The 23,637-nt window shown below is 72.2% G+C and carries 24 protein-coding genes and 1 pseudogene; 14 read left to right on the top strand and 11 right to left on the bottom strand.

Annotated elements, in window-relative coordinates; translation table 11 throughout:
• Positions 1-46 precede the first annotated feature (46 nt).
• The 7 genes from EXE48_RS16870 (at position 47) to EXE48_RS16840 (ending at position 6,126) form a co-directional block, all read left to right on the top strand.
• Positions 47-958, top strand: coding sequence for a 16S ribosomal RNA methyltransferase A (locus EXE48_RS16870; RefSeq protein ID WP_137712085.1), 912 nt, complete (start codon positions 47-49; stop codon positions 956-958).
• Positions 955-2,139, top strand: a complete 1,185-nt coding sequence (locus EXE48_RS16865) for a mechanosensitive ion channel family protein (protein ID WP_394348065.1) — start codon at positions 955-957, stop codon at positions 2,137-2,139. Before EXE48_RS16870 ends, EXE48_RS16865 begins: the two co-directional genes overlap by 4 nt.
• Positions 2,136-2,735, top strand: coding sequence for a HemK2/MTQ2 family protein methyltransferase (locus EXE48_RS16860; RefSeq protein ID WP_121600139.1), 600 nt, complete (start codon positions 2,136-2,138; stop codon positions 2,733-2,735). The genes EXE48_RS16865 and EXE48_RS16860 overlap by 4 nt, the downstream gene beginning before the upstream one ends.
• A gap of 75 nt (positions 2,736-2,810) precedes the next feature.
• Positions 2,811-3,827 (top strand): 5-methyltetrahydropteroyltriglutamate--homocysteine methyltransferase, encoded by a 1,017-nt coding sequence (locus EXE48_RS16855; protein ID WP_053770668.1) that lies wholly within the window; start codon positions 2,811-2,813, stop codon positions 3,825-3,827.
• A complete protein-coding gene (locus tag EXE48_RS16850; protein WP_053770669.1) occupies positions 3,827-4,900 on the top strand; it encodes a methionine synthase in 1,074 nt (357 codons plus the stop codon). Before EXE48_RS16855 ends, EXE48_RS16850 begins: the two co-directional genes overlap by 1 nt.
• 154 nt (positions 4,901-5,054) lie before the next feature.
• Positions 5,055-5,261 carry a hypothetical protein gene (locus tag EXE48_RS16845; protein ID WP_053770670.1) on the top strand — a complete coding sequence of 69 codons (207 nt, stop codon included), beginning with the start codon at positions 5,055-5,057 and terminating at the stop codon, positions 5,259-5,261.
• Between the two features lie 115 nt (positions 5,262-5,376).
• On the top strand, positions 5,377-6,126 hold the full coding sequence (locus tag EXE48_RS16840) for a sugar phosphate isomerase/epimerase family protein (RefSeq protein WP_053770671.1): 750 nt from the start codon (positions 5,377-5,379) through the stop codon (positions 6,124-6,126).
• A 6-nt stretch (positions 6,127-6,132) separates the two neighbouring features.
• Here EXE48_RS16840 and EXE48_RS16835 read toward each other — a convergent pair whose 3' ends face one another.
• The 3 genes from EXE48_RS16835 to EXE48_RS16825 all read right to left on the bottom strand — a co-directional run bounded on the left by EXE48_RS16835 (position 6,133) and on the right by EXE48_RS16825 (position 9,474).
• Complete coding sequence (locus EXE48_RS16835; RefSeq protein WP_053770672.1) at positions 6,133-6,951, bottom strand: DUF7547 family protein; 819 nt, start codon at positions 6,949-6,951, stop codon at positions 6,133-6,135.
• Between the two features lie 75 nt (positions 6,952-7,026).
• Entirely contained in the window at positions 7,027-8,268 is a 1,242-nt protein-coding gene (locus tag EXE48_RS16830; protein WP_137712083.1) for a GNAT family N-acetyltransferase, read from the bottom strand.
• A 105-nt stretch (positions 8,269-8,373) separates the two neighbouring features.
• A complete protein-coding gene (locus EXE48_RS16825) occupies positions 8,374-9,474 on the bottom strand; it encodes an NADH:flavin oxidoreductase/NADH oxidase (protein WP_053770674.1) in 1,101 nt (366 codons plus the stop codon).
• 113 nt (positions 9,475-9,587) lie between these two features.
• Here EXE48_RS16825 and EXE48_RS18870 point away from each other — a divergent pair, with 113 nt between their 5' ends.
• The gene (locus tag EXE48_RS18870; RefSeq protein WP_167551888.1) at positions 9,588-9,749 is read left to right on the top strand and encodes a DUF7331 family protein; all 162 of its coding nucleotides are present in this window, start codon (positions 9,588-9,590) and stop codon (positions 9,747-9,749) included.
• Positions 9,750-9,811: 62 nt separating this feature from the next.
• Here the strand turns inward: EXE48_RS18870 and EXE48_RS16820 are convergent, their stop codons facing one another.
• The 5 genes from EXE48_RS16820 to tbsP form a co-directional block, all read right to left on the bottom strand.
• The gene (locus EXE48_RS16820; RefSeq protein ID WP_053770675.1) at positions 9,812-10,405 is read right to left on the bottom strand and encodes a response regulator; all 594 of its coding nucleotides are present in this window, start codon (positions 10,403-10,405) and stop codon (positions 9,812-9,814) included.
• A 255-nt stretch (positions 10,406-10,660) separates the two neighbouring features.
• Positions 10,661-11,938 (bottom strand): aminotransferase class V-fold PLP-dependent enzyme, encoded by a 1,278-nt coding sequence (locus EXE48_RS16815; protein WP_053770676.1) that lies wholly within the window; start codon positions 11,936-11,938, stop codon positions 10,661-10,663.
• A 101-nt stretch (positions 11,939-12,039) separates the two neighbouring features.
• Positions 12,040-12,378: a cupin domain-containing protein gene (locus tag EXE48_RS16810; protein WP_053770677.1), complete on the bottom strand. Its 339-nt coding sequence runs from the start codon at positions 12,376-12,378 to the stop codon at positions 12,040-12,042.
• Positions 12,379-12,467: 89 nt separating this feature from the next.
• Complete coding sequence (locus EXE48_RS16805; RefSeq protein ID WP_137712082.1) at positions 12,468-14,159, bottom strand: SagD/YcaO family ATP-dependent cyclodehydratase; 1,692 nt, start codon at positions 14,157-14,159, stop codon at positions 12,468-12,470.
• 122 nt (positions 14,160-14,281) lie between these two features.
• Positions 14,282-15,103, bottom strand: a complete 822-nt coding sequence (tbsP, locus tag EXE48_RS16800; protein WP_121600148.1) for a transcriptional regulator TbsP — start codon at positions 15,101-15,103, stop codon at positions 14,282-14,284.
• 232 nt (positions 15,104-15,335) lie between these two features.
• On the opposite strand from tbsP, the gene glyA reads away from it, so the two are divergent.
• The 6 genes from glyA (at position 15,336) to EXE48_RS16770 (ending at position 21,006) form a co-directional block, all read left to right on the top strand.
• The gene (gene glyA / locus EXE48_RS16795) at positions 15,336-16,583 is read left to right on the top strand and encodes a serine hydroxymethyltransferase (RefSeq protein ID WP_137712081.1); all 1,248 of its coding nucleotides are present in this window, start codon (positions 15,336-15,338) and stop codon (positions 16,581-16,583) included.
• Between the two features lie 77 nt (positions 16,584-16,660).
• On the top strand, positions 16,661-17,071 hold the full coding sequence (locus EXE48_RS16790) for a DUF3054 domain-containing protein (protein WP_053770681.1): 411 nt from the start codon (positions 16,661-16,663) through the stop codon (positions 17,069-17,071).
• Between the two features lie 188 nt (positions 17,072-17,259).
• Positions 17,260-17,514, top strand: a complete 255-nt coding sequence (locus EXE48_RS16785) for a DUF8015 family protein (protein ID WP_053770682.1) — start codon at positions 17,260-17,262, stop codon at positions 17,512-17,514.
• A 95-nt stretch (positions 17,515-17,609) separates the two neighbouring features.
• Positions 17,610-18,611 carry an ornithine cyclodeaminase family protein gene (locus EXE48_RS16780; protein ID WP_137705410.1) on the top strand — a complete coding sequence of 334 codons (1,002 nt, stop codon included), beginning with the start codon at positions 17,610-17,612 and terminating at the stop codon, positions 18,609-18,611.
• 36 nt (positions 18,612-18,647) lie between these two features.
• Positions 18,648-19,190 carry a metallophosphoesterase gene (locus EXE48_RS16775; RefSeq protein ID WP_137705411.1) on the top strand — a complete coding sequence of 181 codons (543 nt, stop codon included), beginning with the start codon at positions 18,648-18,650 and terminating at the stop codon, positions 19,188-19,190.
• 94 nt (positions 19,191-19,284) lie between these two features.
• Positions 19,285-21,006 carry an aldehyde ferredoxin oxidoreductase family protein gene (locus EXE48_RS16770; RefSeq protein WP_137712080.1) on the top strand — a complete coding sequence of 574 codons (1,722 nt, stop codon included), beginning with the start codon at positions 19,285-19,287 and terminating at the stop codon, positions 21,004-21,006.
• 56 nt (positions 21,007-21,062) lie between these two features.
• Here the strand turns inward: EXE48_RS16770 and EXE48_RS16765 are convergent, their stop codons facing one another.
• The 3 genes and pseudogenes from EXE48_RS16765 to EXE48_RS16755 all read right to left on the bottom strand — a co-directional run.
• Positions 21,063-22,715 (bottom strand): sensor histidine kinase, encoded by a 1,653-nt coding sequence (locus tag EXE48_RS16765; protein WP_137712079.1) that lies wholly within the window; start codon positions 22,713-22,715, stop codon positions 21,063-21,065.
• A complete protein-coding gene (locus EXE48_RS16760; RefSeq protein ID WP_137712078.1) occupies positions 22,712-23,461 on the bottom strand; it encodes a DUF5806 family protein in 750 nt (249 codons plus the stop codon). The genes EXE48_RS16765 and EXE48_RS16760 overlap by 4 nt, the downstream gene beginning before the upstream one ends.
• A 57-nt stretch (positions 23,462-23,518) precedes the next feature.
• Positions 23,519-23,637: pseudogene (locus EXE48_RS16755) on the bottom strand (IS6 family transposase); the annotation flags it as partial.

Here is a 23,637-nt window from a genome sequence, read left to right as displayed (position 1 = left end):
GTCCCCGAAACGAGACTTTTACCCGAACACCGCGTGTACCCCGGCTATGACCGACTCATCGGCGGGTGAGGGAACCGCGTACGGGCAGCGCGACCCCGACGCGCTCGCGAGGCGGGCCGGCGCGCGGGCGGACCCCGACCGCGACCAGCACTTCCTCGTCGACGACCGGGTCCTCGACCGGATCCCGGGCTACCTCCCGGACGACGCCGACCGGAGCCGCCTCCTCGAGATCGGCGGCGGCGCGGGGGCGCTCACCGACCGACTCCTGGCCGTGGCGACGGGCGACGCCGCCGCGACCGGCGACTCCCCGTCCCGCCGCGTCACCGTGATCGAACGCGACGGCGCCTTCGCCGAGTTCCTCCGCGAGGAGTTCGCGGCCGCGGTCGCCGACGGGCTCCTCGACGTGATCGAGGGCGACGCGCTCGACGTGGACCTCCCGCCCTTCTCCGCCTGCGTCGCCAACCTGCCGTACGGCGTCTCCTCGGAGATCGCCTTCCGGCTGCTCCCGGAGAAGAAGCCGCTCGTGGTGATGTTCCAGGCCGAGTTCGCCGACCGGATGGTGGCCTCGGCCGGCGAGTCCGCGTACGGCCGCCTCTCGGTGTCGGCGCAGCACTACGCCGACGTGGAGATCGTCGAGCGCGTGCCGAAGGAGGCGTTCGACCCCCAGCCGGCCGTCGAGAGCGCCGTCGTGCGCTGCACTCCCCGAGACCCCGACTACGTCGTCGGCGACGAGGCGTTCTTCCTCCGGTTCGTGAAGGCGCTCTTCACCCAGCGGCGCAAGACGGTGCGGAACGCGGTGCGGAACACGGCCCACATCTCCGGGCTCGACGACCCGGAGGCCGTCGTCGACGCGGCGGACGAGGAGCTGTTGCGCAGCCGCCCCGGCACGCTGGAGCCGGCGGCGTTCGCGGCGCTGGCGGAGCTGGCCCGCGAGCGCGGCTCCCCCGCGGAGGCGTGACGATGACGGGCTGGGTCGGCCTCGTGACGGAGCTTCAGCGCGCGCTCGCGGGCAACGCCGAGCGGTTCGCCGCCTCGGTGGGGATCGTCGTCGCGGTGCTCGGGGTCCGGCTCCTCACGCGGCGGCTGCGGCGCGGGGATAGGGAGCTCAGCTCGACGCAGCGGCTCCTGCTGTCCGCGGGCGTCGGCGGCGCCACCGCGCTGGGCGCGATCACGCTGATCGCGGTGTGGGACCAGAGCGGCGCCCTCTTCGAGACGGCCCGGTCTGCGCTGAGCGCGAACCAGCTGTCGAACGTCGTCCTCGCCGTGCTGCTCTTAGCGATCGCGTACGCGCTCACGGACTTCCTCGGGGGCGTCATCCGCGAGATCGGCGCCGAGAGCGCCTCGATCTCGCAACACCAGCAGGAGGTCATCCTGCGGGTCACGCAGCTGAGCGTCTACACGTCCGCGATACTCGCCGTCGTCGGGCTGTTCACCGACAACGTCGGCAGCCTGCTCGTCGGTGCGGGGTTCCTGGGTATCGTTATCGGCATGGCGGCGCGGCAGACGCTCGGCGCGATACTGGCCGGGTTCGTGCTGATGTTCTCCCGGCCGTTCGAGGTCGGCGACTGGGTGGTGATCGGCGACCACGAGGGGACGGTGACGGAGATATCGATCATGAGCACGCGGCTCCGGTCGTTCGACGGCGAGGTGATCACGATGCCGAACGACGACGTCCGGTCCGGGTCGATCGTCGACCGGTCGCGCCGGAACCGACTGCGGATCGAGATCGAGGTGGGCGTCGACTACGACACCGACGTCGAGCGCGCGGCCGCGGTGGTCGAGGAGGCGGTCGCGGGCGTCGAGGACGTCGCCGAGATGCCCGAGCCGAACGCCGTGACGAAGCGCTTCGGCGACTCCGCGGTCGTGTTGGGGCTCCGGTACTGGATCCGCAACCCGAGCATGCGCAAGCGCTGGCGGACCCAGACCGCCGCGATGGGCGCGATGAAGGACGCGCTCGAAGACGAGGGGATCGTCATCCCGTTCCCGCAGCAGACGCTTTCCGCCCGCACGGAAGGCGCCTCCGGCCCCCAACTGGACGCCGCCGTCGAGAGCCGCGCGGCGACGCGCGGCGGCTCCGCCGACGCCGGCGAGGCGGACGGTGCGTCGAGCGACGGCGACGCGGCGGAGGGCGGCCGATGAGCGGCGACGGGAGCGGGGGCGGCGACGGCCTCGCGGCGCGACGCGGCGCCGACGACGCGGTCGTCTACCAGCCCGCGGAGGACTCCGGCCTGCTCGCGGAGGCGGCGGTCGCGGAGGCGCACGGGCGCGTGCTGGAGGTCGGCACCGGGTCGGGGTGGGTCGCCGAGCGGGTCGCCGAGGAGCGCGGCCTTGACGTGGTCGGAAGCGACCTCAACCCGCACGCCGCGCGTCAGGCCCGCGAGCGCGGCGTCGAGGCCGTCGTCGCCGACCTGCTCTCGCCGTTCCGCGCGGACGCGTTCGACACGGTGTGTTTCAACCCACCGTACCTGCCCACCGACCCCGACAACGAGTGGGACGACTGGATGGAGCACGCGCTCTCCGGGGGCGAGTCGGGCCGCGAGCTCATCGAACCGTTCCTCGCGGACGTGGGACGCGCGCTCGCGCCGGACGGCGTCGTCCTCCTCCTCGTCTCCTCGCTGACCGGCTACGACGAGGTGCTCGGCTTGGTCGACGAGGCCGGCTTCGCGGCCGAGCCGGTCGTCGAGGAGTCGTTCCCCTTCGAGACGCTCACCGTGCTGGCCCTCCGTCGGGCGTAAGCCTCCGCAATAGATTACTGTAGAGAATAATACGTATTAGCAAATATTATACGTCGACATATCCAACGGTCGGTGATGACCGAACGTGTCGCGGCGACGCCGGGGCTGTACCCGCTCCCGGACCGGGCGAAAGAGACGCTCTCCGACCTGAAGGGACACCAGAAGGGGGACCTCCTGAGCGGCGACGAGGGCGAAGCGATCGTCGCGGAGTACGACGAGGTGCGCGCCGAGTACGTCGACCACCAACTCGACGCCGGCCTCGACCTGATCTCCGAGGGGCAGGGCCGCTGGGACGACATGATCGCGCACCCGCTGACCGTCAGCGACGCCGTCGAGACCGGCGGGATCGTCCGGTACTACGACAACAACAACTTCTACCGCGACCCGCGCGTCGTCGACGACCTCGGCTTCTCGGGCGACGTGGCGGACGAACTGACTGACGCGGCCGACCTGCTCGCGGCCGCCGACGGCGGCGACGACGCGTCGCTCGCCGCGACGCTCCCGGGCCCGTACTCGCTCGCGGCCCTCGCGACCGACGAGCACTACGGCGACGAGGCCGAGTTCCAGGCCGCGGTCGCCGACTTCCTCGCGGGCGAAGTCGAGGCGTTCCCGGCCCACGAGACGCTGTTCCTCCTCGAACCGTCGCTCGTCACGGACCCGCCCGCCGAGGGCGACGAGTCGACGGCGACGGACGCCATCGCGACGGTCGCCGACGCGACCGACGCCGACGTGGTCGTCCAGACCTTCTACGGCGCGCTCGGCGAGAAGCTGTACGCCCACCTCGTCGACGAGGCGGGCGCCGACGCCCTCGGGCTCGACCTCGTCGCCGGCGACCGCGACGACACCGTCTACAACGTCCAGGAGTTCGGCTCGACCGACTCGCTGTCGCTCGGGCTCGTCGACGGGCAGAACACCCTCGTCGAGGACGCGGAGACGGTCGCGGAGCGCGTCGAGTGGTTCGAGTCGCAGATCCCGCTCGAAGGGTTCGACAGGACCTACCTCACGCCGAACACCGAGCTGTTCTACCTGCCGACGAACAAGTACCGCGAGAAGCTGAACGCGCTCGCCGCCGCCGCGGAGGTGCTCGACTGATGGTCCGAAACCCGTCCGCCAACCGCGACCAGTTCCGCCCGCACGACCACCCGAACGACACGTTCCTGCTGTCGACCGTCGTCGGCTCGTATCCGAAGCCGAAGTGGCTCAACCGGGCCGACGAGCTGGTGGAGGACCCCGACTCGAAGTTCGACGAGTCGGACCTCGAAGAGGCCCACGACGACGCCTGTCGGCTCATCACGCACGAGCACGAGCGCGCCGGCCTCGACACCGTCGTCGACGGCGAGATGCGCCGCAACGAGATGGTGGAGTTCTTCGCCGACCGCATCGACGGCTACGAGTTCAACGGGCCGGTGAAGGTGTGGGGCCACAACTACTTCGACAAGCCGAGCGTCGTCGAGGAGGTCGCGTACGACGAGCCGTGGCTCGTCGACGAGTTCGAGTTCACCTCGAACGTCGCGGAACGCCCGGTCAAGGTCCCGATCACGGGGCCGTACACCCTCGGCTTCTGGGCGTTCAACGAGGCGTACCCCTCCACCGAGGAGCTCGTCTACGACCTCGCGGACCTCGTCAACGAGGAGGTCGAGAAGCTGGTCGAGGCGGGCGCCCGGTACATCCAGATCGACGAGCCCGCGCTGGCGACGACCCCCGAGGACCACGCCATCGTCGGCGAGGCGCTCGAACGCATCGCCGCGGGCATCCCCGAGGAGGTCCGCATCGGCCTCCACGTCTGCTACGGCGACTACTCGCGGATCTACCCCGAGATCAACGACTACCCGATCGACGAGTTCGACGTGGAGCTGTGTAACGGCGACTTCGAGCAGATCCCGACGTTCACCGACCCCGAGTTCGAGCCCGACCTCGCGCTCGGCGTCGTCGACGCTCACACGGCCGAGATCGAGCCCGTCGAGGAGATCAAAGCGAACATCCGGCAGGGCCTGCGCGTCGTGCCGCCGGAGAAGCTCACGGTCTCCCCCGACTGCGGGCTGAAGCTCCTCCCCCGGGAGATCGCGTACGGCAAGACCGAGAACATGGTCACCGCGGTCCGCGAGGTCGAGGCCGAGATCGATTCCGGCGAGATCGACGTGGAGAACCCGCTCGCGGACGACTGAGGCGCCGTCGACGGTTCGCCTCGGGACCGCTCTCGTGGCTCGCCCCTTCGGTGGCGCTCCGGGTCGGCGATAGCCCCTCCGAAGCCTCCGACCGCCGCGAGCACGGTCGGAGCGAGGCCAAACGTTTCGTACTGAGACCGCGTACGGCTCCTCAGTGAACGCCGTTCGGCTGCTGGCGAACCCCGCCGTTCGATGGGCGATCGCGTTCCTGTACCTCGGCACGTCGCTGACGCTGCTCGTCGGGCTCGGCGACCTCCCGAGGGCGGACCAGATCGCGGTGACGATCGCCTGCGTGATTGGCTTCTTCGTGGTTCCGATCGCGTTGAAGGGGTACGTGGACTCCGCGCCGGACCGGTACTGACGGACGCGGCCCCCGGCGGCCGAGCGATCGGGGTTCGGCGCGGCCGCGCTCGGTCCCGACCGCGCTGCGGGGTCCATCCCACTATTTATAAGACCGCGCCGACCCCACCACCGACATGGAGATCGGTCTCACCGTCGGCGACGACCTCGACCGCCTCGCGGCGTCGCCGGCGCGGTTCGACTTCTGCGAGGTCGGGGTCGGCGAGCCGACGCTCGTCCCCGGCGAGATCGACCCGGGGCGGCTGACGGACGCGCTCGCCGGTCGCGACCTGCTCGTCCACCTCCCGTACAGCCAGCGGCTGACGACGTACGTCCCCGAGGTGAACGACGCCATCGTCGACTACCAGCGCCGGCTCCTGTCGGCCGCCGGCGACCTCGGCGCCGAGAAGGCGGTCCTCCACGCCACCTCCGCCGACCGCGACGACGTGGACTTCCGGGAGACCGCGGCCGACCAGCTCCGGCGGGTCGCGGACGCCGGCCGCGAGGCGGGCGTCGAGGTCGTCGTCGAGAACGTCGGCCACCAGCACGCGGGGCTCCAGCTCTCCGTCCTCGGCGACCTCGCCCGCGAGACCGGGACGCCGGTCTGCTTCGACGTGGGGCACGCCTACATGGAGGGCGGCAACAAGGCGATCAAGCGGTTCCTCCGGAGCCACGGCGACCGGGTCTCGCACCTCCACTGCCACGACGTGCGCCGCCGCGGCGACACGCACCTCCCCGTGGGCGCCGGCGAGGTCGACTACGACCTCGTCGCGTCCGAACTCGTCGACTTCGACGGCACGGTCGCGCTCGAAGTGTTCACCGACGACGAGGCGCTCCTCGTCGACTCCGCGGAGCGCGTCGCCGACCGGCTCGGCGCCTCCTTCTGACGGGTGTCAGTCCGCTCGCTCGCCGTCGCTTCGGCCGTCCGCATCGTCGTCCGCGCTCCCGTCGTCTCCGTCGCCGTGCGCATCGTCGGCCTCGACCGCCTCCGCGTCGGTCTCGTCCCCCGCAGCGTCCCCGTCGATCTGGCGCTTTATCGACTCCAGCTCGGACTCGACGTCAACCTCCGGCGGGTCGTCCTCCTCGCTCTCGGCGTCGCCGTCGCCGCCGTCGCCGGGCTCGGTCACGTCGATCCGGACCGGGCTGTCGTCGTCCCGCCCGGCGTCCGGCGCGCTCCGCGGTCCGTCCTCGTCGCCGCGGCCCCGGTCGCGGTCGCGCCCGAGCCGGCGGTCTCGCGCGGCGTCCGCCTCGCGGCGCCCCTCGTCGATCCGGGACTCGATCTCCGCGGTGAGGTCGCGCGCGTCGGCGATGATCGACCGAGAGGCGGCGTCCTCGGGGAGGTCGGCCTCCGAGAGCGCGGTGCGGAGCTCCGACAGCGACCGGGCGAGCCCGGCCGTCGCGCCGTCGCGGACGTCGGCGAGGCGGTCGCCCGCGCCCTCGGTCCCCTCGGCGACGCTCCGGCCGGGGTCGGCGAGCCGGAGGGTGCCCCGGAGCAGTTCGAGCGACTTGATTGTCGTCTCTAACAGCGCGATGAGCGTCGGAATCGTGTACTGCTCGGTGAACCGCACGAGCTCCGAGAGCCGGGGCGGCCGCGGCGGCCCGCGGCGGTCGCGCTCGTTCTCCCGGAGGTCGGCGCGGAGCTCGCTCAACACCGATTCGAGCTCGTCGAGCCGCTCCTCGAGGTCGTCGTCGCGTCGGTCGCGGGAACTCATGCCGCCTCGTAGGCGGGCCGCAAATAAAAAGCCCGGCAGCGCCGCGTGGCGCCCCGACCGGTCGCGGCGCGCCGCTCAGAACCCCTCGCGCAGGAACGTGCGCCGCGGCGGGAACAGAGCGGTCAGGTCGGCCGCGAGGCCGTCCGGGGCGTCGCTCGCGAGGTCGAGGTCGGCGTGCGCCCGGAGGTCGTCGACGCCGCGGTAGCCGGCGTACAGCTGCGAGAGCGCGCCGACGCCGGCGGTCACGTCCGCGACCGCGGAGCCATCCCCGTCGGCGTCCTCAACCCGCTCGGCGGCGACCTCGCCGCCCGCGACGGTCACCCGAATCGGTCGGTCGTGCCAGTCGACGAGCGGGTCGTCGACGGCGAGCGTGAACGCGGCGTTGAGGTCGGGGTCGGGCGCCAGCGCGGTCAGTGCGTCGGGGACGTCGACGAGCCGGAACATGGGGCCGGCGCGGACCTCCTCGGTCACCGCGCGCGGGTCGTCGACGCGGTCGAGGAGGCTCACGTCGGCGGGGAGGCGGAGCCGAACGCGCTCGACCTGCGAGTCGTGGTCGCGACAGAACCGGAAGACGCGGTCCCAGTCGGCGGGGTCGGCGACGGCGGCGTCGGAGACGACCATCGCGCGCCCGTCGCCGTCGTCGCGCTCCTCGAAGGTGTACGAGAGGAGTGCCCGGAGGTCGCCGCCGCGCTCGAAGCCGTACACGTACGGGTCCGTCTGCCACCCGCGGAGGCTGCGCTCGCGCCACCACGCCTCGGTCCGCGCCATCGTGAAGTCGTGGCGCTCCGCGGTCGCGGCCAGCAGGTCGGCGGCCGCGCCGTGGTCGTCCTCGTCGAGCCGACGGAACCGCCCCGTCTCGTCGCCGCGCTCGCTCGTCGCGAACGCCAACTGCTCCGGCGGCGCTTTCACCCGTCGGTACCGGCTCACCGTCGCCCAGCCGTACCGGCGGTAGAACGGGTGCTCGAAGGGCCACAGCACGGAGAAGCGCACTCCGTCGTCGCGGTACTCGGTCAGCGACTCGCGGAGGAGCCGCTCGATGTGCCCGTTGCGCCGGTGCTCGGGCGGCGAGGCGACCGCAGAGAGGCCGGCCACGTCGCGGTCGCGTCCCCGGATCCGGAGCGAGAAGTCGTGGTGCCCGCACACCGCGACGGGCTCGTCGCCGTCGAACAGCCCCCGGTAGTCCGCGAGGTGCTCGCGGTCGTCGTCGTCCTCCTCGGGGTCGTACGGTCCCTCCTCGGGCGAGAAGGCGTAGCGCATGAACGCGCTGAACTCGTCGCCGCGCTCCTCGGGGAAGGGCCGGTAGTCGAGGTCGCCCATACGCCGTCGGCGCCCGGGAGCCTGATAAGCCTTCCCGGCGCCTGCGCGCGGTTCTCATGCTCCGATCGCCCGGTCGCCCGGTCGGCGGTCGCCCCGGCGGCTCGTTCAGTCGAACCGACCGCGACGGTACTGGACCGGCCACTCGGCCTCCTCGCCGAGCTCGTGGGCGGCCTCCAGCGGCCAGTACGGGTGGCGGAGCAGCTCGCGGCCGAGCGCGACGAGGTCGGCCCGCCCGTTCCGGACGAGGGCGTCGGCGTGGGTCGGCTCCGTGATCCCGCCGACCGCGGCCACGGGCACGTCGGTCCCCTCGCGGACCGCCTCGGCGTAGGGCACCTGGTACCCCGGGCCCGCGCTCGGAATCTCTTGGTCCGGGTGGATACCGCCGCCGGAGACGTCGATCAGGTCGGCGCCCGCCTCGGCCAGCAGGGGGGCCAACCGGACCGAGTCGTCCACGTCCCACGAGTCGCGGTCGGGGAGCCAGTCGGTCGCGGAGATCCGGACGAAGACCGGCTTGCCGTCGGGCCAGACCTTGCGGACGGCCGCGACGACCTCGCGGAGGAGCCGGGTGCGGTCCTCGAAGCTCCCGCCGTACTCGTCGTCGCGGTCGTTGGTGACGGGAGAGAGGAACTGGTGGAGCAGGTAGCCGTGGGCCGCGTGGACCTCGGCGACCTCGAAGCCGACGTCCCGCGCCCGTTCGGCGGCGGCCGCGAAGGAGTCGATCACCGCGTCGACCCCCTTCCCGTCGAGCCGGCGCGTGTCGGCCAGGTCGTCCTCGTCGACCTCGGAATGCGGGTACGGCTCGTCGGTGGCGGAGACGGTCTCCCAGCCCGCGGGCTCGTCGGCGGGGATCGGACCGCTCCCCTCGCCCGGCGGACTGTGGGAGGCCTTCCGCCCGGCGTGAGCCAACTGAATCCCGGGCGTCGCGCCCTGCGACCGGACGAACTCGACGATCGGTTCGATCGCCTCGGCGTGCTCGTCGGACCAGATCCCGAGGCAGTCCGGGGTGATCCGCCCGCGGGCCTCGACGGCGGTCGCCTCGGTCATCACGACGCCGGCGCCCCCGGCGGCGCGGGCGCCGAGGTGGACGCGGTGCCAGTCGTTCGCCAGCCCGTCCTCGGCGGAGTACTGGCACATCGGCGACAGCATCACGCGGTTTCGGAACTCCGTGTCGCGCAGCGTGAGCGGCGTGAACAGCGTGTCGGTCACGCTGCGGCGAACGACCCCCGTGAGCTAAGGCCCTCCGATCCCCTGCCCGGATCGCCGCTGCTGGTTTAGGCCGACCGAAATCTATAACACCACCGGCCTCTGACCGACTGGTAATGACAACGGGAGACCGGATCGAGCGGGACGTCGAGTCGGCGGCCGACGAACGGCCGACCGTCGCCGCGACCCGCTGTTCTCAAGAGCGGACCGTCTTCGCCGAACAGGGCAACACCGACGCGTGGATCGCGACCGACCTCACGGTCGAACTCGAACGCTGACGAGCCTCCTCTGGCCGCCGCCACGGCGGCTCCGCTTCCGGCGCCGTTCGGCGCCCCCGACTTCACTCCTCGGAGCGGAGCGTCCCGCGGGGCGAGTCCGACGTGCGCGGCGGCGACGCGGTCGCCCGCGCCGCGGCCGTCTCGCGCTCCCGTTCCCCGTCGACGAGCGTGCGGATCCGATCGAGTATCGAATCGAACCGACCGCGCTCGGACCCCTTCTCGAAGTAGGCGTCCGCGCCGGCGCCGAACGCCGCCGCCTCGCGCTCCTCGCCCGGACACGTGGTGTGGAAGACGACCGGGACCTCGTGGCCCGCCTCGCGGAGCCGTCCGGTGAGGCCGACGCCGTCGCCGTCGGGGAGCCGCTGCTCGGTCACGACGCAGTCGACCGCGACCCGCTCGCCGTCGACCTCGACGCCCTCCTCGACCGCGTCGACGGCGGCGGCGACGCGGTCGACGGAGCGGATCCGGACCCGTTCGGTGAGCCGCGTCGCGAACGCCTCTAGCAGCTCGGCGGAGCGCGCGTCGGGCTCGACCTGGAGAACGGTGATCGGCCTGTCGGCCTCCCTCGCGGGTCGGTCTGCTGACTGTGCTGATCGGTCGGCGGCTGCGTTCGTGTCCGCGTGCGCGTCGGACGGCGGAGATGTGTGGTCGGTCATTCGTTTGGCGGCGGGCGACGACTCGGCGAAAGACAACTTACTACGAGAGTTGTAATTTCTCTTCGGACAATAATTGCCGGAGCGGTGTTATAATAATTGTGCGATCACCGTTGTCACGGCGCCTGCGCCGATTATTCGGTGGTATCATCGAAGATACGCCGAGCGGTTCCCCGACGGCGCGGGCGGCGCGTCGTCGGATCGCGTTCGCGTCCGATCACCCGACCGCGGCGGCGGGTCGGCGGGGCCCCGGCCAACTCAGGCGAACAGGTCGCGCGCCTCGCGGACCGCGTCGACGAGCGCGTCCACCTCCTCGACGGTGTTGTAGAAGTAGAAGGAGGCGCGCGCGGAGGCGGCGACGCCAATCTCGTCGTGGAGCGGCTGGGTGCAGTGGTCGCCGGCGCGGATCGCGACGCCGTAGTCGTTGAGGATGCTGGAGAGGTCGTGGGCGTGGACGCCCTCGACGTTGAACGCGACGAGGCCGCCCCGGTCGTCGCCCGGCGGGCCGTATATCTCGACGCCGCCGAGCGCCGTCAGCTCGTCGTAGGCGTACTCGGCCAGCAGGTCCTCGTGGGCCTCGATCCGGTCCATGCCGATATCCTCCAGGTACTCGATGGCGGCCGCGAGGCCGACCCCCTGCGCGATGGAGGGCGTCCCGGCCTCGAACTTCCACGGTAGGTCCTCCCAGGTGGAGTCCTCGAAGGAGACGCGGCGGATCATGTCGCCGCCGTAGAGGTACGGCTGCATCTCCTCTAAGATCGCCTCGCGGCCGTAGAGGGCGCCGATCCCGGTCGGGCCGCACATCTTGTGGCCGGAGAAGGCGAGGAAGTCGACGTCCAGCGCCTCCACGTCGACCGGCCGCGTCGGCACCGACTGCGCGGCGTCGGCGAAGACGTAGGCGTCGTGGTCGTGCGCCACGTCGGCCAGCTCGCGGATCGGGTTCACCGTGCCGAGCGTGTTCGACACGTGGACGACCGAGACCATCTCGGTGTCGTCGTCGATGAGCTCGGCGGCGTGGTCCATGTCGAGCCGCCCCTCGTCGGTGACGTCGATGAACCGCACGTCGGCGCCCGTCCGCTTGCCGATCTGCTGCCAGGTGACGAGCGAGGCGTGGTGCTCCATCTCCGAGAGGACGACGTTGTCGCCCGGGCCGAGCTCCGCGAGCCCCCACGCGTAGGCGACGAGGTTCATCGCCTCCGTCGTGTTCTTGGTGAAGACGATCTCCTCGCGGCCCGCGGCGCCGATGAACTCCGCGACCGCGTCGTGGGCCTCCTCGTAGGCGACGGAGGCCTCCTGGCTCAGCTGGTGGATCCCGCGGTGGACGTTGGCGTTGTAGCTCCGGTAGTAGTCGGCGATGGCGTCGACGACCGGGTCGGGGGTGTGCGAGGTCGCCGCGTTGTCGAGGTAGACGAGGGGTGTGTCGTCGCCCTCGCCCTCCCCGGCGGTCTCCGGGTCCCCGCCGACCTTCCGGTCGAGGACCGGGAAGTCGGCGCGGAGCGCCTCCACGTCGAACGGGTACTGTTCTTGGACTCCCATTACCCGTTATCGGGCCCCGAGCACTAACACACCTTCGGTCCGGTACGTCTTGCGGCTATCGCAGACGCGCCGAACGCCGCGATCCGCGGAGGTTCGCCCCGCTACTCGCCCCAGTCCGGGTTCGCCCGCGGCGGCGCGAAGACGTCGAAGCCGACGACGGGTTCGTCGGTCCGGTTCTCGGCCGCGTGCGGCTCGCCGCCGGGGATCACGTACGTGTCGTCGGGGCCGACGACCCGCTCCTCGCCGTCGACGAGGAACGTCAGCCGGCCGGCCGTGATCACGCCGATCTGCTCGTGCGGGTGGTCGTGTTCGGGCACGCCCTCGCCCGGTTCGATCTCGAACCGCTGGATGCTGGTCTCGTCGCCGACGGCCCCTTGGCTGAGGAACGCGCCGTCGACCGCCTCCACCGCCCTCACGTCCGCGTCTGGTGCGACGTCCATACGCGCTCCGGCGGTCCGGAGGCACCTAAATCCGCGGGGACGGGCAGCCGGTGCCGGGGGCGACGCCGGCGCCTGCCGTGTCCTCGCCCTCACGGGAACGGGTGGTACGGCCGGTCGAGCGCGGGCTCGAACCCCATCGACCGCGGCACCTCGCGGGCCCGGTCGCCGAAGAACGGGTCGCCGGTGAACAGCGGCTGCGCGCCGGGCACCAACACGCGGACCGCCTCGAACCCCAGCGACGCGAGGTCGCGCGTCGTCACCCGCGCGACGTACGGGTCGAGCCCGACGGCCTCGACGCGGTCGACGACGGCGCCGAGTTCGGCCTCGCCCGACAGCTCCGGCTCGCCCAGCCCGTCGGTCGAGACGGTCGCGTCCGGGTCGAAGAACGCCGCGGTCTCGGCGGGGCGGTCGGCGTGGTGACCGATCGCGGCGCCCTGCTCGTCGGCCGCCTCCCGGCCCATCGAGCGGAGCTCGGTCCAGTTCTGGAGCGCCTCCGCGAGCGCGCTCCGGGCCGCCGCGGCCGGGTCGAGGTCGGCGCCCGACCCCGCGGCGAACCGCGGCCAGTCGCCCTCGCGGCCGACGCCGACGGCGACGACCGGCACGTCCACGTCGGTCGTGACGAGCAGCGCCGTCACCGACAGCGACTCGGCGCGCGCCCGCTTCTCCAGCTCGGCGAACCCGGGGTCGTCGACGTCGAGCCCGAGCGGCTCCGTCGTGGAGTACCAGCTGGTCATCGTCGCGTCGCGCTCGATCGCCTCGTAGAGCCCGGAGAGCGCGGCGTCGGGGCCCGAGCTCCCGAGCCCGAGCCCGGTCGTGATCGCCGGGCGGTACCGGCGCTCCGGCGGCGGGAAGTGGACGAACTCCGCCGGGAGGCTCGCCGACTCGCCGGTCCCGAGCCGCTCGCCCCGGACCCACGGGAGCCGGTCGTCGCGGTCGTACGCCTCGGCGCTCTCGGGGCGCACGAACGCGTCCGGCGTGATCGGGTTCGGGACGTTGGCGGCCGGCGCGCGCGTGAACGCGGCCTCGCGGTAGACGCCGGCGGCGTACCGCTCTAACCCCTCGCCGAGCGCCTTCATGAACGCGGCGTCCCAGTCGGCGGCCGCGCCCCCGCCGAAGTCGGCCGCGTCGCCGTCGGAAAAGGGCGTCGTGTCCGCGACCCGCGCGACGTAGTACGGCAGCGGGAACGACTCCTGCTCGCCGACCTCGCTCAGCGCGCCGACCCGCGGGTCGACGGCGCGCTCCGCGCGGTCGAGCGTCTCGCCGAGGTCGCGGTCGGCGTGGTCGCGCGGGAGCGCGTCGCCGGGGTCGGCGCCGCAGCCGCACCCGGGCGTCGGGAGGAGCGTCCGCTCGCCGCCCGGCACCTCCGCGACCGTGTCCGCCACCGGGTCGCCGGCGAGCAGTCGGATCGCCCGCCGCCCGGCCACCGCGCCGGCGTAGCGCACGGCGGAGCGGCGGCCGGTCGGGGCGTCGGCGGGCTCCGCGCCGCCGCTCTCGACCCGGGCGCGCAGGCAGTCGTAGCAGGCGTCGTCGAAGACGGTCACCGCCGCGTCGAGGTCGGCGAGCGGGACGCCGCCGGTCCCGCCCACCTCGACGGCGACCCACCGGTCGAGCAGCTCGTCCGCGGTCGCGAACGCCGCCGACCCGGCGGTGTCGACGACGACGGCGAGGTCGAACCCGTCGAGCAGGTCGACCTCGACCGGCATCGCGTTCACGTCGACGTCGCCGAGCGCGGCCCCGGCCGCCTCGACCGCGGGGCCGTCGCCGACAAGTCCGATATCCATACCCCGTGGACGCGAGGCGGCGAAAAAAAGCCGCGGGTCCGCGGCGCGGGAGGGCGGACGGGGAACGAACGCTCGGGGACGCGAGGAAAGAGAGGGAGGCGGCGGTCGGGCGGGCGGCCCGCTCAGGCCGGCGTGGCCGCCAGCATCTCGGCGGCCTCGGCGGCGAGGTCGGCGGCGTCGGCCCCTTCGAGCCGCTCGTCGCCGAGCTTCAGGCGGAGCCGGGGGCGGCCGACGTCGATCGGGACCTTCTCGGTGTCGATGATCCCCAAGTCCTCTAAGCGCGTCTTCGTCCGGGAGAACGTCGCCTTCGAGGCGATTCCGACGTCCTCGCCCCACTTCGAGATGTCGTAGAGCAGCACGTCGTTCTTCGCCGCGACGAGCAGCGAGACGGTCACCTCGTCGAGGTCGGTGCCGTCGCCGCCCTCTGTCGCGTCGAGGACGGCGTCGAAGTCGGCGCGGGCCTCCTCGCCGATCTCCGACGCCATCGTCTCGCGGACCCGGCTGATCGCCGGCGTGCGGAGCGTGTACGGCTCGGCGTCCTCGAACGCGCCGCGGTGGGACTCGTACACCTGGTCGACGAACTCGCCGTCGTCGGTCGAGAGCGCGGCGACGTCGTCCCCGGCGGTGACGAGCGCCACGACCCGAGAGGGAGAGACGAACAGCGCGTTGTCGACCTCGCCGTCCAGCACCCTGAGGTCCAAAGCGCCGTCGGCCACGAGGTCGGCCGCCCGGGACGCGACGACGAAGTCGTCCATGACGTCCTTGAGGGTGCGCTCGTCGGCGAGCATCGACAGCTCCGGGAGGTCGTCCCGCCCGACGGCGGTCTCGACCAGCGATACGATCGTCTCCGCGGAGGGGTCCACGACGAGCAGCTCGTCGTCGCCCCCGGCGAAGGCCGCTTCGAGCGCCGCCTCGACGTCGGCCGCCAGTAAATTCGATACCATTTGTCTCTCAGCATAAAAGCCAGTTGCGTATTTAATATTAACGGGGTTCATGCTTCGGACAACTCACGTAGGAGGTCTCAAAAGGCCGAAATCGCCCGATCAACCCCGACCGCGGTCGCCGGTCGATCGGCGCCTCGACGGTCGCCGTCGACGCCGCGTGCGCGACCGATCGGCGGCGGGGTGCCGCGGCGGCGACGGAAGGATTAATGCGCGGTCGCGCCCGGGTTCGCACATGGACCACGAGCACGTCCGGGAGGTCGACCCGGCGGTCGCCGACGCGCTGGCCGGCGAGCGCGACAGACAGGAGCAGACGCTCGCGATGATCGCGAGCGAGAACCACGTGAGCGAGGCGGTACTGGAGGCGCAGGGCAGCGTCCTCACCAACAAGTACGCCGAGGGCTACCCGGGGTCGCGCTACTACGCCGGCTGCGAGTACGCCGACGAGGTCGAGGAACTGGTGATCGAACGCGCGAAGGAGCTGTGGGGGGCCGAGCACGTCAACGTCCAGCCCCACTCCGGCACGCAGGCGAACCAGGCGGTGTACTACTCCGTCCTCGAACCGGGCGACAAGATCCTCTCGCTGGAGCTGAACCACGGGGGCCACCTCTCGCACGGCCACCCCGCGAACTTCACGGGGCAGCTGTACGACGTCGAGCAGTACGAGGTCGACCCCGAGAGCGGCTACATCGACTACGAGGGGCTCCGGGACACCGCCGAGTCGTTCGACCCGGACATCATCGTCTCGGGCTACTCCGCGTACCCCCGCACCGTCGACTGGGAGGAGATCCAGGCGGCCGCCGACGCGGTCGACGCCTACCACCTCGCCGACATCGCGCACATCACCGGGCTCGTCGCCGCCGGCGTGCACCCCTCGCCGGTCGGCGTCGCGGACTTCGTCACCGGCTCGACCCACAAGACGATCCGCGCCGGCCGCGGCGGGATCGTGATGTGCGACGCGGAGTTCGCGGACGACGTCGACGCGGCCGTCTTCCCCGGCGGGCAGGGCGGCCCGCTGATGCACAACGTCGCCGGCAAGGCGGTCGGCTTCAAGGAGGCGCTCCAGCCCGAGTTCGAGGAGTACGCCCGGAACGTGGTCGACAACGCCGAGGTGCTCGCCGAGACCCTCCGGGAGCACGGCCTCTCGCTGGTCTCCGGCGGCACCGACAACCACCTCGTGCTCGCCGACCTGCGCGACTCGCACCCCGACCTCTCGGGCGGCGAGGCCGAGGACGCGCTCGCGGCCGCGAACATCGTCCTGAACGGGAACACGGTCCCCGGCGAGACGCGCTCGCCGTTCGACCCCTCCGGGATCCGCGCGGGCACCGCCGGGCTCACGACGCGCGGGTTCGACGCGGACGCGGTCGAGGAGGTCGGCGAGCTGATCTACCGCGTCGTCGACGACGTCGACAGCGACGACGTGATCTACGAGGTCGGCGAGCGCGTCGTCGAACTCTGCGAGGCGCACCCGCTGTACGAGTGACGGCCCGGCGCCGTCGCGGAGTCGGGCCGCGCCGACGAATCCGTGCGTAAAAGTGGGGGCGGCCCGCAGGGGTCGGTATGGACGCTCCGTCGTTTCTCGCCGCTCGCCTCGACCGCGACGCCGCCCCGCTGGTCGTCGGCGACGTGATCGCGTTGATCCTACTCTTGACCGTCGGGACGCTCAACCACCAGTCGGTCGCGTTCCTCACCGCCAACCCGCTGTACCTCCCCGGCGTCTACGCCCCGTTCCTGATCGGCTGGGCGGCGGTGGCGCCGCTCGTCGGCGCCTACTCCGCGGGCGCGGCCGAGACGGCGAAGTCGTCGGTGCCGCTCGTCGTCAGGTCGTGGATCCCCGCGGCGGTCGTCGGGCTGGCGCTCCGCGCGTTCGTCTTCCGCGGCGGCGCCGAGCTCACCTTCGCGGCCGTCATGCTCGTGCTGGGATCGCTCGCGCTCGGCGGCTGGCGCTCGCTCTACTTCCGACTGCGGTAGCTCCCGCGTACCGGCGCCGACTCCGGCGACCGACCGCGTCGCCCCTTCTCGCCGTCCGACCGACACGGCTGCCCGGTCCCCCGCGCGGCTCATAAGTTATGAGTCACATCGGTGTGTACACGTCAGAACCACTTGCGAACCGCGAGAAAAATTTAATACGGACTATCCACTTAGTATTCAACGAAAGCATGGCTGGATACTACGACTACGTCCTTGGGCTCATTCCGGGCGCGTTGATCGGTGTGACCGCCTCGCTCACGCTGGTCGGGCTGCCCCTGACCGCCGCGCTCCCGGTCGGCGCCGCGGCCGCGGGCGCGGTGATGGCTCACGCGATGTTCGTCCGAAATCCAGTCGCGGGCGAGGCGCCCGCACGCCGGTCGCTCGACGGGGAGGCCGGCGAGCGCTCGGCGACCGGCGGCTCCTCGGCGGGCGCCGCCGACTGAGCGCTCGGCCGCCCGGCCTCCCCGGTCCGGGGCCGTCGCCCCGCCCGCTCGCCGCGTCCTGTACCGTTTAGTCCCCCCGCCGCGAGTGGTCGGGCATGACGGAGACCCTGTTCCTGTCGAGCGGCGACGTCGACGACCTCGCGGAGCCGGCCGACTACGTCGCGGCGGTCCGCGACGCGTACCGGCAGGTGGGCGAGGGCGCGCCGGCCGAACCGCGGACGAAGCTGTTCAACCGCGAGCCGCCGGGCATGTTCACCACCTACGCCGCGGTCCTCCCGGAGACGGGGGCGATGGGCGGGTACACCTACTCGGCGGGGTTCGGCGCGGGCGACGCGTGGTTCATGACGCCGCTGTTCGACGCCGAGTCCGGCGAGCCGCTCGCGCTGCTCGACGGCGCGTCGATGAACCCGTTCAAGACCGGCGCCGCGGGCGCCGTCGCGGTCGACGCGCTCGCCCGCGACGACGCGACCGACCTCGCCGTGATCGGCAGCGGCGCGCAGGCGCGCGGGCAGGTCGCGACGACCGCGACGGTCCGCGAGTTCGAGGCGGTCCGCGTCTTTTCCCCGACCGCGGAGAACCGCGTGTCGTTCGCCGCCGACTTCGACGAGCGACTCGACGCCGACGTGTCGCCGGTCGAGAGCGCGGGCGACGCGCTGGCGGGCGCCGACGTGGTGATCACCGCGACGACCGCGAGCGACCCCGTCATCGCCGACGCCGACGTCGAGCCGGGAACCCACGTCACGGCGATGGGCCAGTACCACCCGGAGAAGAACGAGCTGCCGCCCGAACTCGTCGCGCGCGCCACCTACGTCCCCGACCTGAGAGCGCGCGCGACGCAGGACGCCGGTTCGTACCTCGCCGCGGTCGCGGCGGGTCTGATCGCGGAGGGCGAGGGGATCGCGGCCGATCTGGGCGCGGTCGTCACGGGCGACCACCCCGGCCGGACGAGCGACGAGGCGGTGACCGTCTTCGACTCGGGCGGGACCGGGGTCGAGACGGTCGCGGCCGCGCACATGCTCTACGAGCGCGCGAGCGACGCCGGACGGGGCGAGCCCATCGACTTCGCGCCCGCGAGCGAGGCGCTGACCGGGGAGTAGCCGGAGGTTGAAGTGGCCTGCCGGCGTTCGGCCGGTATGCTCGTTGGGATCGTCTCCGACACGCACGACGACCTGGCCGCCGTCGAGGCGGCCGTCTCGCTGTTCGAGCGCGAGGGGGTCGACGCCGTCGTCCACTGCGGCGACTTCGTCGCGCCCTTCTCCGTGACGCCGTTCGACGGGGACTTCGACTTCCACGCGGTCCGCGGGAACAATGACGGGGAGTGGGCCGTCGAGTCGACGGTCGAGGCGTTCGGTGAGTACCACGGGGAGGCCGCCGCGCTCTCGTTCGACGGCGCGGGCAGCGGCGACGCGACCGGCGCCGACGCGGTCGACGTCGCGGTCACCCACGGCACGAGCGGCCTCGTCGTCGACGCGCTCGTCGACTGCGGCGACTACGACTACGTGCTCCACGGCCACACCCACGCGCACGGCGTCGAAGCGCGGGGCGGGACCGTCCGCGTGAACCCCGGCGGCCTCCCCATCCCGGTCGAGGGCGCCGACGACGCGTTCCGGGTCGCGACGCTCGACACGGCGGAGTCCGGCGTCGACGCGGTGACGCACCACGTCCTCGACGGCTGACGGCGCCCGGCGACCGGCGGCGCCGTTCGACGGCGGCGCGGCGCGCGCCGCCCGCACCCCGAGGTTTATCGCCGCTCGCTCGCTCTGTTCGTCCATGAGACACGCACAGGGACCGCTCCTCACGATCGACCTGACGGAGCGGACCGCGTCGACGACGCGGATCGACGACCGGCTCGCGTCGTTCGTCGGCGGCCGCGGGCTCAACACGTCGCTCGCGTACGACCGGATCCCGTTCGACGCCGACCCGCTCGGCCCGGAGAACCGGCTCTACCTCTCGACCGGGCCGATGCAGTACTCGACGACCTCCTACACCGGCCGCATGGCCGCCACGGGCCTCTCGCCGCTGACGAACGGCCTGCTGTCGTCGAACGCCGGCGGGTTCCTCTCGCGGAACTTCACGGGCGCGGGGTACGCCGCGGTCGAGGTCGTCGGCGCGAGCGACGACCTGCTCGCGGTTCACGTCCGGGAGATCGGGGACGACGGCGAGCCGGACGTGACGTTCGAGGAAGTCCCGGACCTCGCGCAGGCGGAGGTGTCCGCCGTCTCGGACCGCCTCGCGGAGACGCACGGCCTGGAGCCGGAACACGTCGCCTGCGTCGGTCCCGCCGGCGAGAACGAGGTCCGGTTCGCCTCGATCATGACCTCGGACACCCGCGCGTTCGGCCGCGGCGGGCTCGGGGCCGTCCTCGGCGCGAAGGGCGTGAAGGCGCTCACCTTCGAGGGCGACGCGGCGGCCGACATCGACCTCGACTGGCCCGACGAGGCGGCCGAGGTCCACCGCGAGGCGGCGACCTCCGACTCGATCATGAAGCGGCAGGGGACGACGAGCGTGACGGAGCTGGCAAACGAGGTGGACGCGCTCCCCTCCTACTACTTCGCCGAGACCTCCTTCGAGGGCGTCGAGGGCATCTCCGGCGACCGCGTCGAGGAGAAGAAGTACAAGCAGGGGACCTGCTCGCAGTGCGCGTTCGCCTGTAAGCTCCCGACCCGCGACGAGGCCACCGGCGTCGAGACGGAGGGACCCGAGTTCGAGACCGTGATGGCGTTCGGGTCGAACGCGGGCGTCGACGACATCGTCGACGTGATGGCCGCCAACGAGCTGTGCGACGAGCTCGGGATGGACACCATCTCCTGTGGCGACGCTGTCTCGATGTACCTCCGGAGCGAAGACGAGTTCGGCAACGCGGAGCTGGTCCGCGAGCTCGTCGAGCAGATCGCCTACCGCGAGGGCGTCGGCGACAAGCTCGCGGAGGGCGTCCACCGCGCCCACGAGGAGTTCGGCGCCGACGACTGGACGGTGAAGGGGATGGCCTTCTCCGGGCACGACGGCCGCGCGCTCAACGGGCAGGGGCTCGCGTTCGCGACCGCGAACCGCGGCGCCGACCACATGTACGGCGAGTTCTACCCGTACGAGTACCCGCTCGTCGACCCCGACGAGGCGTTCGATCCCGAGGGGCTGGCGGGGAAGCCACCGAAGCTCGTCGCGAAGGAGAACCGCAACGCGGTGCTGGACTCCGCGGTCGTCTGTAAGTTCTCCCGGGGCACCGTCACCGACGACCGGCTCGCCGCGCTGCTCGACGCCGACTACGAGGATCTCCAGACGCTCGGCGCCCGGGTCGTCGAGTTAGAGCGCGCGTTCAACAACGCCCGCGGCTTCGACCGCGCGGACGACACGCTCCCGTACGCCGACGCGATCGAGGGGTTCGACGCGGCGCTGTCGGAGTACTACGCGCTCCGCGGCTGGAACGACGACGGCACCGTTCCCGGACATGGCGACGGGCTCGACCCCGCGGGCGCGGCGTCGGCCGACGACTGACGGCGACAGTCGGTCCGGCGACGGTCGACCCCGGCAGCCGCGCCCGGCGGAGCGGACTACTCGTCGGTGGGGCCGCCCGAGACCACGTCGACGCCGCGGAACTCGAACCGGGCGCCTCCCTCGCAGTCGCCGAGTTCGACCGTCCACCCGTGCGCTTCCGCGACCTCGGCGACGATCTTCAGCCCGAAGCCGGTGCCGTCGGGGTCCGTCGTCACGCCCGCCTCGAACACCGACTCCCTGTCGTCGGGGCCGACGCCCGGGCCGTCGTCCTCGACGTAGAAACCGTCGCCGTCGTCGAGCGTCCCGACCGCGACGGCGACGTCCCTCCCCCCGTGTTCGACCGCGTTGCCGAAGAGGTTCTCCAGCGCCTGCCGCAGGCGGCTGCGGTCCGCGGCGACGACGGCGTCCGTCTCGACCGCGAGCGTCGCGTCCTCGGTGTCGACGGTCTCCCAGCACTCCGCGGCGAGGTCGGCGAGGGGGACCGGCTCCGCCTCGTCGATGCCGGCCCCCTGCCGGGCCAGCGCGAGCAGGTCCTCGATGAGCGCGTCCATCCGGTCCAGCGAGCGCTTCACCGCGCTCAGCTCCGCGACCTCTATCGACTCCTCGGCGAGCCGGTCGGCGACCATCTCGAGGTTGCCGGTCGCGACGTTGAGCGGGCTCCGGAGGTCGTGCGAGACGAGGCTGGCGAACTCCTCCAGGCGGTCGCGCTCGCGGGCCACCTCCGCCTCGCGGCGGCGGAGCTGTCGCTCCCGCTCGATGCGGACGAGCACCATCGTCACCGTCGCCGCCCAGATGCGCGCGATCGCCAGGTCGGACTCGGAGAAGGCGTCGGGGACCGTGGCGCCGACGTTCAACACGCCGTACCGGCCGAGCGGGACGACGAGCTCGCTGCGGATCGTCGCGTCCTCTGTGTACCGGTCGGGGTCGTCGGCGACGTCCGCCACGTAGGTCGGCTCGCCGCTCTCGAAGACCTCCCAGGTGATGCTCTGCCCCGCGGCGTCGAACGTCGGGTGGTCGCCGACCACCGCCTCCGCGGTCTCGGTCCAGACGGCCGGTTCGAGCGCGTCGCGCCGCTCGTCGTGGAACCAGATCGCGGCGATGGGGTGGCCGAGCACGTCGTCGACGTACGACACCGCCGCCTCGGCGGCCGCCTCCCTGTCCGTCGTCTTCAGCAGCTCCCTGGTCGCCTCGTGGAGCGATTCGAGCGTCTCCGTGCGGCGCCGGAGCGCCAGCTGCCGCGTCCGCTCGTTCGAGACGTCTATCGCGGTGACGACCGCGTACGAGTCGGCGTCGAGCCCGAAGGCGCCGACGCTGACGCGGACCGGGATCAGGACGCCGTCGCCGCGGCGCACGACGAGTTCGAACCCGTCGGCCAGCGACCGGGACTCCCCGGCGCGCACCGCGTCGACCAGCGCGGCGACGGTGTCGCCCGCGTCGGCCTCCCCGTCGCCCGTCGCCTCGCCGGCGGGCTCGGCGTCGCCGTCGCCCGGGTCGGCGTCGAGGGCCGCGGTCGCCGCGGCGTCGTCTCGGTCCACCTCCGTCGGGTCCTCGAACACGGCGCTGACCGACCGCCCCGAGAGCTCGGCCGGCTCGAGCCCGAAGACCCCCTCGACGCTCGGCGTGCCCGCGCGGACGACGCCGTCGCCGTCGACGACGAGCGTCGGGTCCGGGGTCGCGTCGAGCGCCTCCGGGAAGCCGTCCATCGTCACTCCTCCGGCTCGTGAACGTGACCGCACTCGGGGCAGCGCACTTCCTCGCCGCGGAGGTCCGCCGAGGAGGCGCGCACGTCGCGCATCACCTCGCTGATCTTGTCTTCGGCCTCCAGCTCGTCGGCGACGGCGAGGTCGACGCCCTCCACTTCGAGGAGGAACTTCGCGACCTCCGTCACCTCGTACATCATCTCGTCTAAGTCCTCGGCGGTGAAGAAGCCGGACATCGCCCCGTAGAGGAACGTCGCGCCCGCCTTCGTCACTTTCTCCTCGAAGGAGTAGCGCGCCTGGTTGACCGCCTGCGGGGTGTAGGTGTCGGTCATGAAGGGGACGAGTTCGGGGAGGTTCTCGCCGATCTTCGTCATCTCGACGCCTGTCTCCGTGCGGAAGTCGGCGCAGAGCCGCGCTATCGCCCACTCGCGGGCCGTGATGTACGTCCGGTCGCGGAGGAACTCGTTGACGCGCTCGTAGCGCGCCCCGTCCATCTTCTGGAACCGCTCGTACTTCTGGACGTCGCGGGGCACGTCCGTCGCGTCCTCGGCCGCCGCGTTCTCGCCGTCCGTCGCGTCCTCGGCCGCCGCGTTCTCGCCGTCCGTCGCGTCCTCGGCCGCCGCGTCCTCGTCGGGGGCCGTCGGGTCTCCGCCGGTCGCTTCACCGCCGTCGCCGCCCTCGGAGGGAACGCGGTCCGCGGCGGCGTCGCCGGTCCTCTCGGCGTCGTCGGCCGCCGGACCGGTGTTGTCGCTCATACGTTCGAAACCCCGCGGGCGGGCAAAAGGGTTGTCGGTGGTCGGACGCGGTAGTGTTCAGATAAGCTGGTTCCATGCGAAAGCGAACGATCTGAGCCACTTGTCGGCAGTTTCTGCTTCGGCGTTACTGAAACAGTTTGAGAAACAGATAGTTCGACGTTTTATCCCACGAAAGA

It is taken from the genome of Halorubrum sp. ASP1 (assembly GCF_005435135.1).
GTDB lineage: Archaea > Halobacteriota > Halobacteria > Halobacteriales > Haloferacaceae > Halorubrum > Halorubrum tropicale.
The sequence above is the reverse complement of the archived record's forward strand: the minus strand, read 5'-3'. Positions and strand labels throughout refer to the sequence as shown.

Excerpts from the sequence above, each read along its gene's own strand:
- EXE48_RS16820 (WP_053770675.1), bottom strand. The coding sequence starts at position 10,405 with ATGACCGACCACACATCTCCGCCGTCCGACGCGCACGCGGACACGAAC.
- EXE48_RS16855 (WP_053770668.1), top strand. The coding sequence starts at position 2,811 with ATGACCGAACGTGTCGCGGCGACGCCGGGGCTGTACCCGCTCCCGGAC.
- EXE48_RS16830 (WP_137712083.1), bottom strand. The coding sequence starts at position 8,268 with ATGGGCGACCTCGACTACCGGCCCTTCCCCGAGGAGCGCGGCGACGAG.
- EXE48_RS16780 (WP_137705410.1), top strand. The coding sequence starts at position 17,610 with ATGACGGAGACCCTGTTCCTGTCGAGCGGCGACGTCGACGACCTCGCG.
- EXE48_RS16805 (WP_137712082.1), bottom strand. The coding sequence starts at position 14,159 with ATGGATATCGGACTTGTCGGCGACGGCCCCGCGGTCGAGGCGGCCGGG.
- EXE48_RS16835 (WP_053770672.1), bottom strand. The coding sequence starts at position 6,951 with ATGAGTTCCCGCGACCGACGCGACGACGACCTCGAGGAGCGGCTCGAC.
- EXE48_RS16860 (WP_121600139.1), top strand. The coding sequence starts at position 2,136 with ATGAGCGGCGACGGGAGCGGGGGCGGCGACGGCCTCGCGGCGCGACGC.
- EXE48_RS16770 (WP_137712080.1), top strand. The coding sequence starts at position 19,285 with ATGAGACACGCACAGGGACCGCTCCTCACGATCGACCTGACGGAGCGG.
- EXE48_RS16785 (WP_053770682.1), top strand. The coding sequence starts at position 17,260 with ATGGCTGGATACTACGACTACGTCCTTGGGCTCATTCCGGGCGCGTTG.
- EXE48_RS18870 (WP_167551888.1), top strand. The coding sequence starts at position 9,588 with ATGACAACGGGAGACCGGATCGAGCGGGACGTCGAGTCGGCGGCCGAC.
- EXE48_RS16815 (WP_053770676.1), bottom strand. The coding sequence starts at position 11,938 with ATGGGAGTCCAAGAACAGTACCCGTTCGACGTGGAGGCGCTCCGCGCC.
- EXE48_RS16870 (WP_137712085.1), top strand. The coding sequence starts at position 47 with ATGACCGACTCATCGGCGGGTGAGGGAACCGCGTACGGGCAGCGCGAC.
- EXE48_RS16850 (WP_053770669.1), top strand. The coding sequence starts at position 3,827 with ATGGTCCGAAACCCGTCCGCCAACCGCGACCAGTTCCGCCCGCACGAC.
- tbsP (WP_121600148.1), bottom strand. The coding sequence starts at position 15,103 with ATGGTATCGAATTTACTGGCGGCCGACGTCGAGGCGGCGCTCGAAGCG.
- EXE48_RS16790 (WP_053770681.1), top strand. The coding sequence starts at position 16,661 with ATGGACGCTCCGTCGTTTCTCGCCGCTCGCCTCGACCGCGACGCCGCC.
- EXE48_RS16775 (WP_137705411.1), top strand. The coding sequence starts at position 18,648 with ATGCTCGTTGGGATCGTCTCCGACACGCACGACGACCTGGCCGCCGTC.
- EXE48_RS16760 (WP_137712078.1), bottom strand. The coding sequence starts at position 23,461 with ATGAGCGACAACACCGGTCCGGCGGCCGACGACGCCGAGAGGACCGGC.
- EXE48_RS16810 (WP_053770677.1), bottom strand. The coding sequence starts at position 12,378 with ATGGACGTCGCACCAGACGCGGACGTGAGGGCGGTGGAGGCGGTCGAC.
- glyA (WP_137712081.1), top strand. The coding sequence starts at position 15,336 with ATGGACCACGAGCACGTCCGGGAGGTCGACCCGGCGGTCGCCGACGCG.
- EXE48_RS16840 (WP_053770671.1), top strand. The coding sequence starts at position 5,377 with ATGGAGATCGGTCTCACCGTCGGCGACGACCTCGACCGCCTCGCGGCG.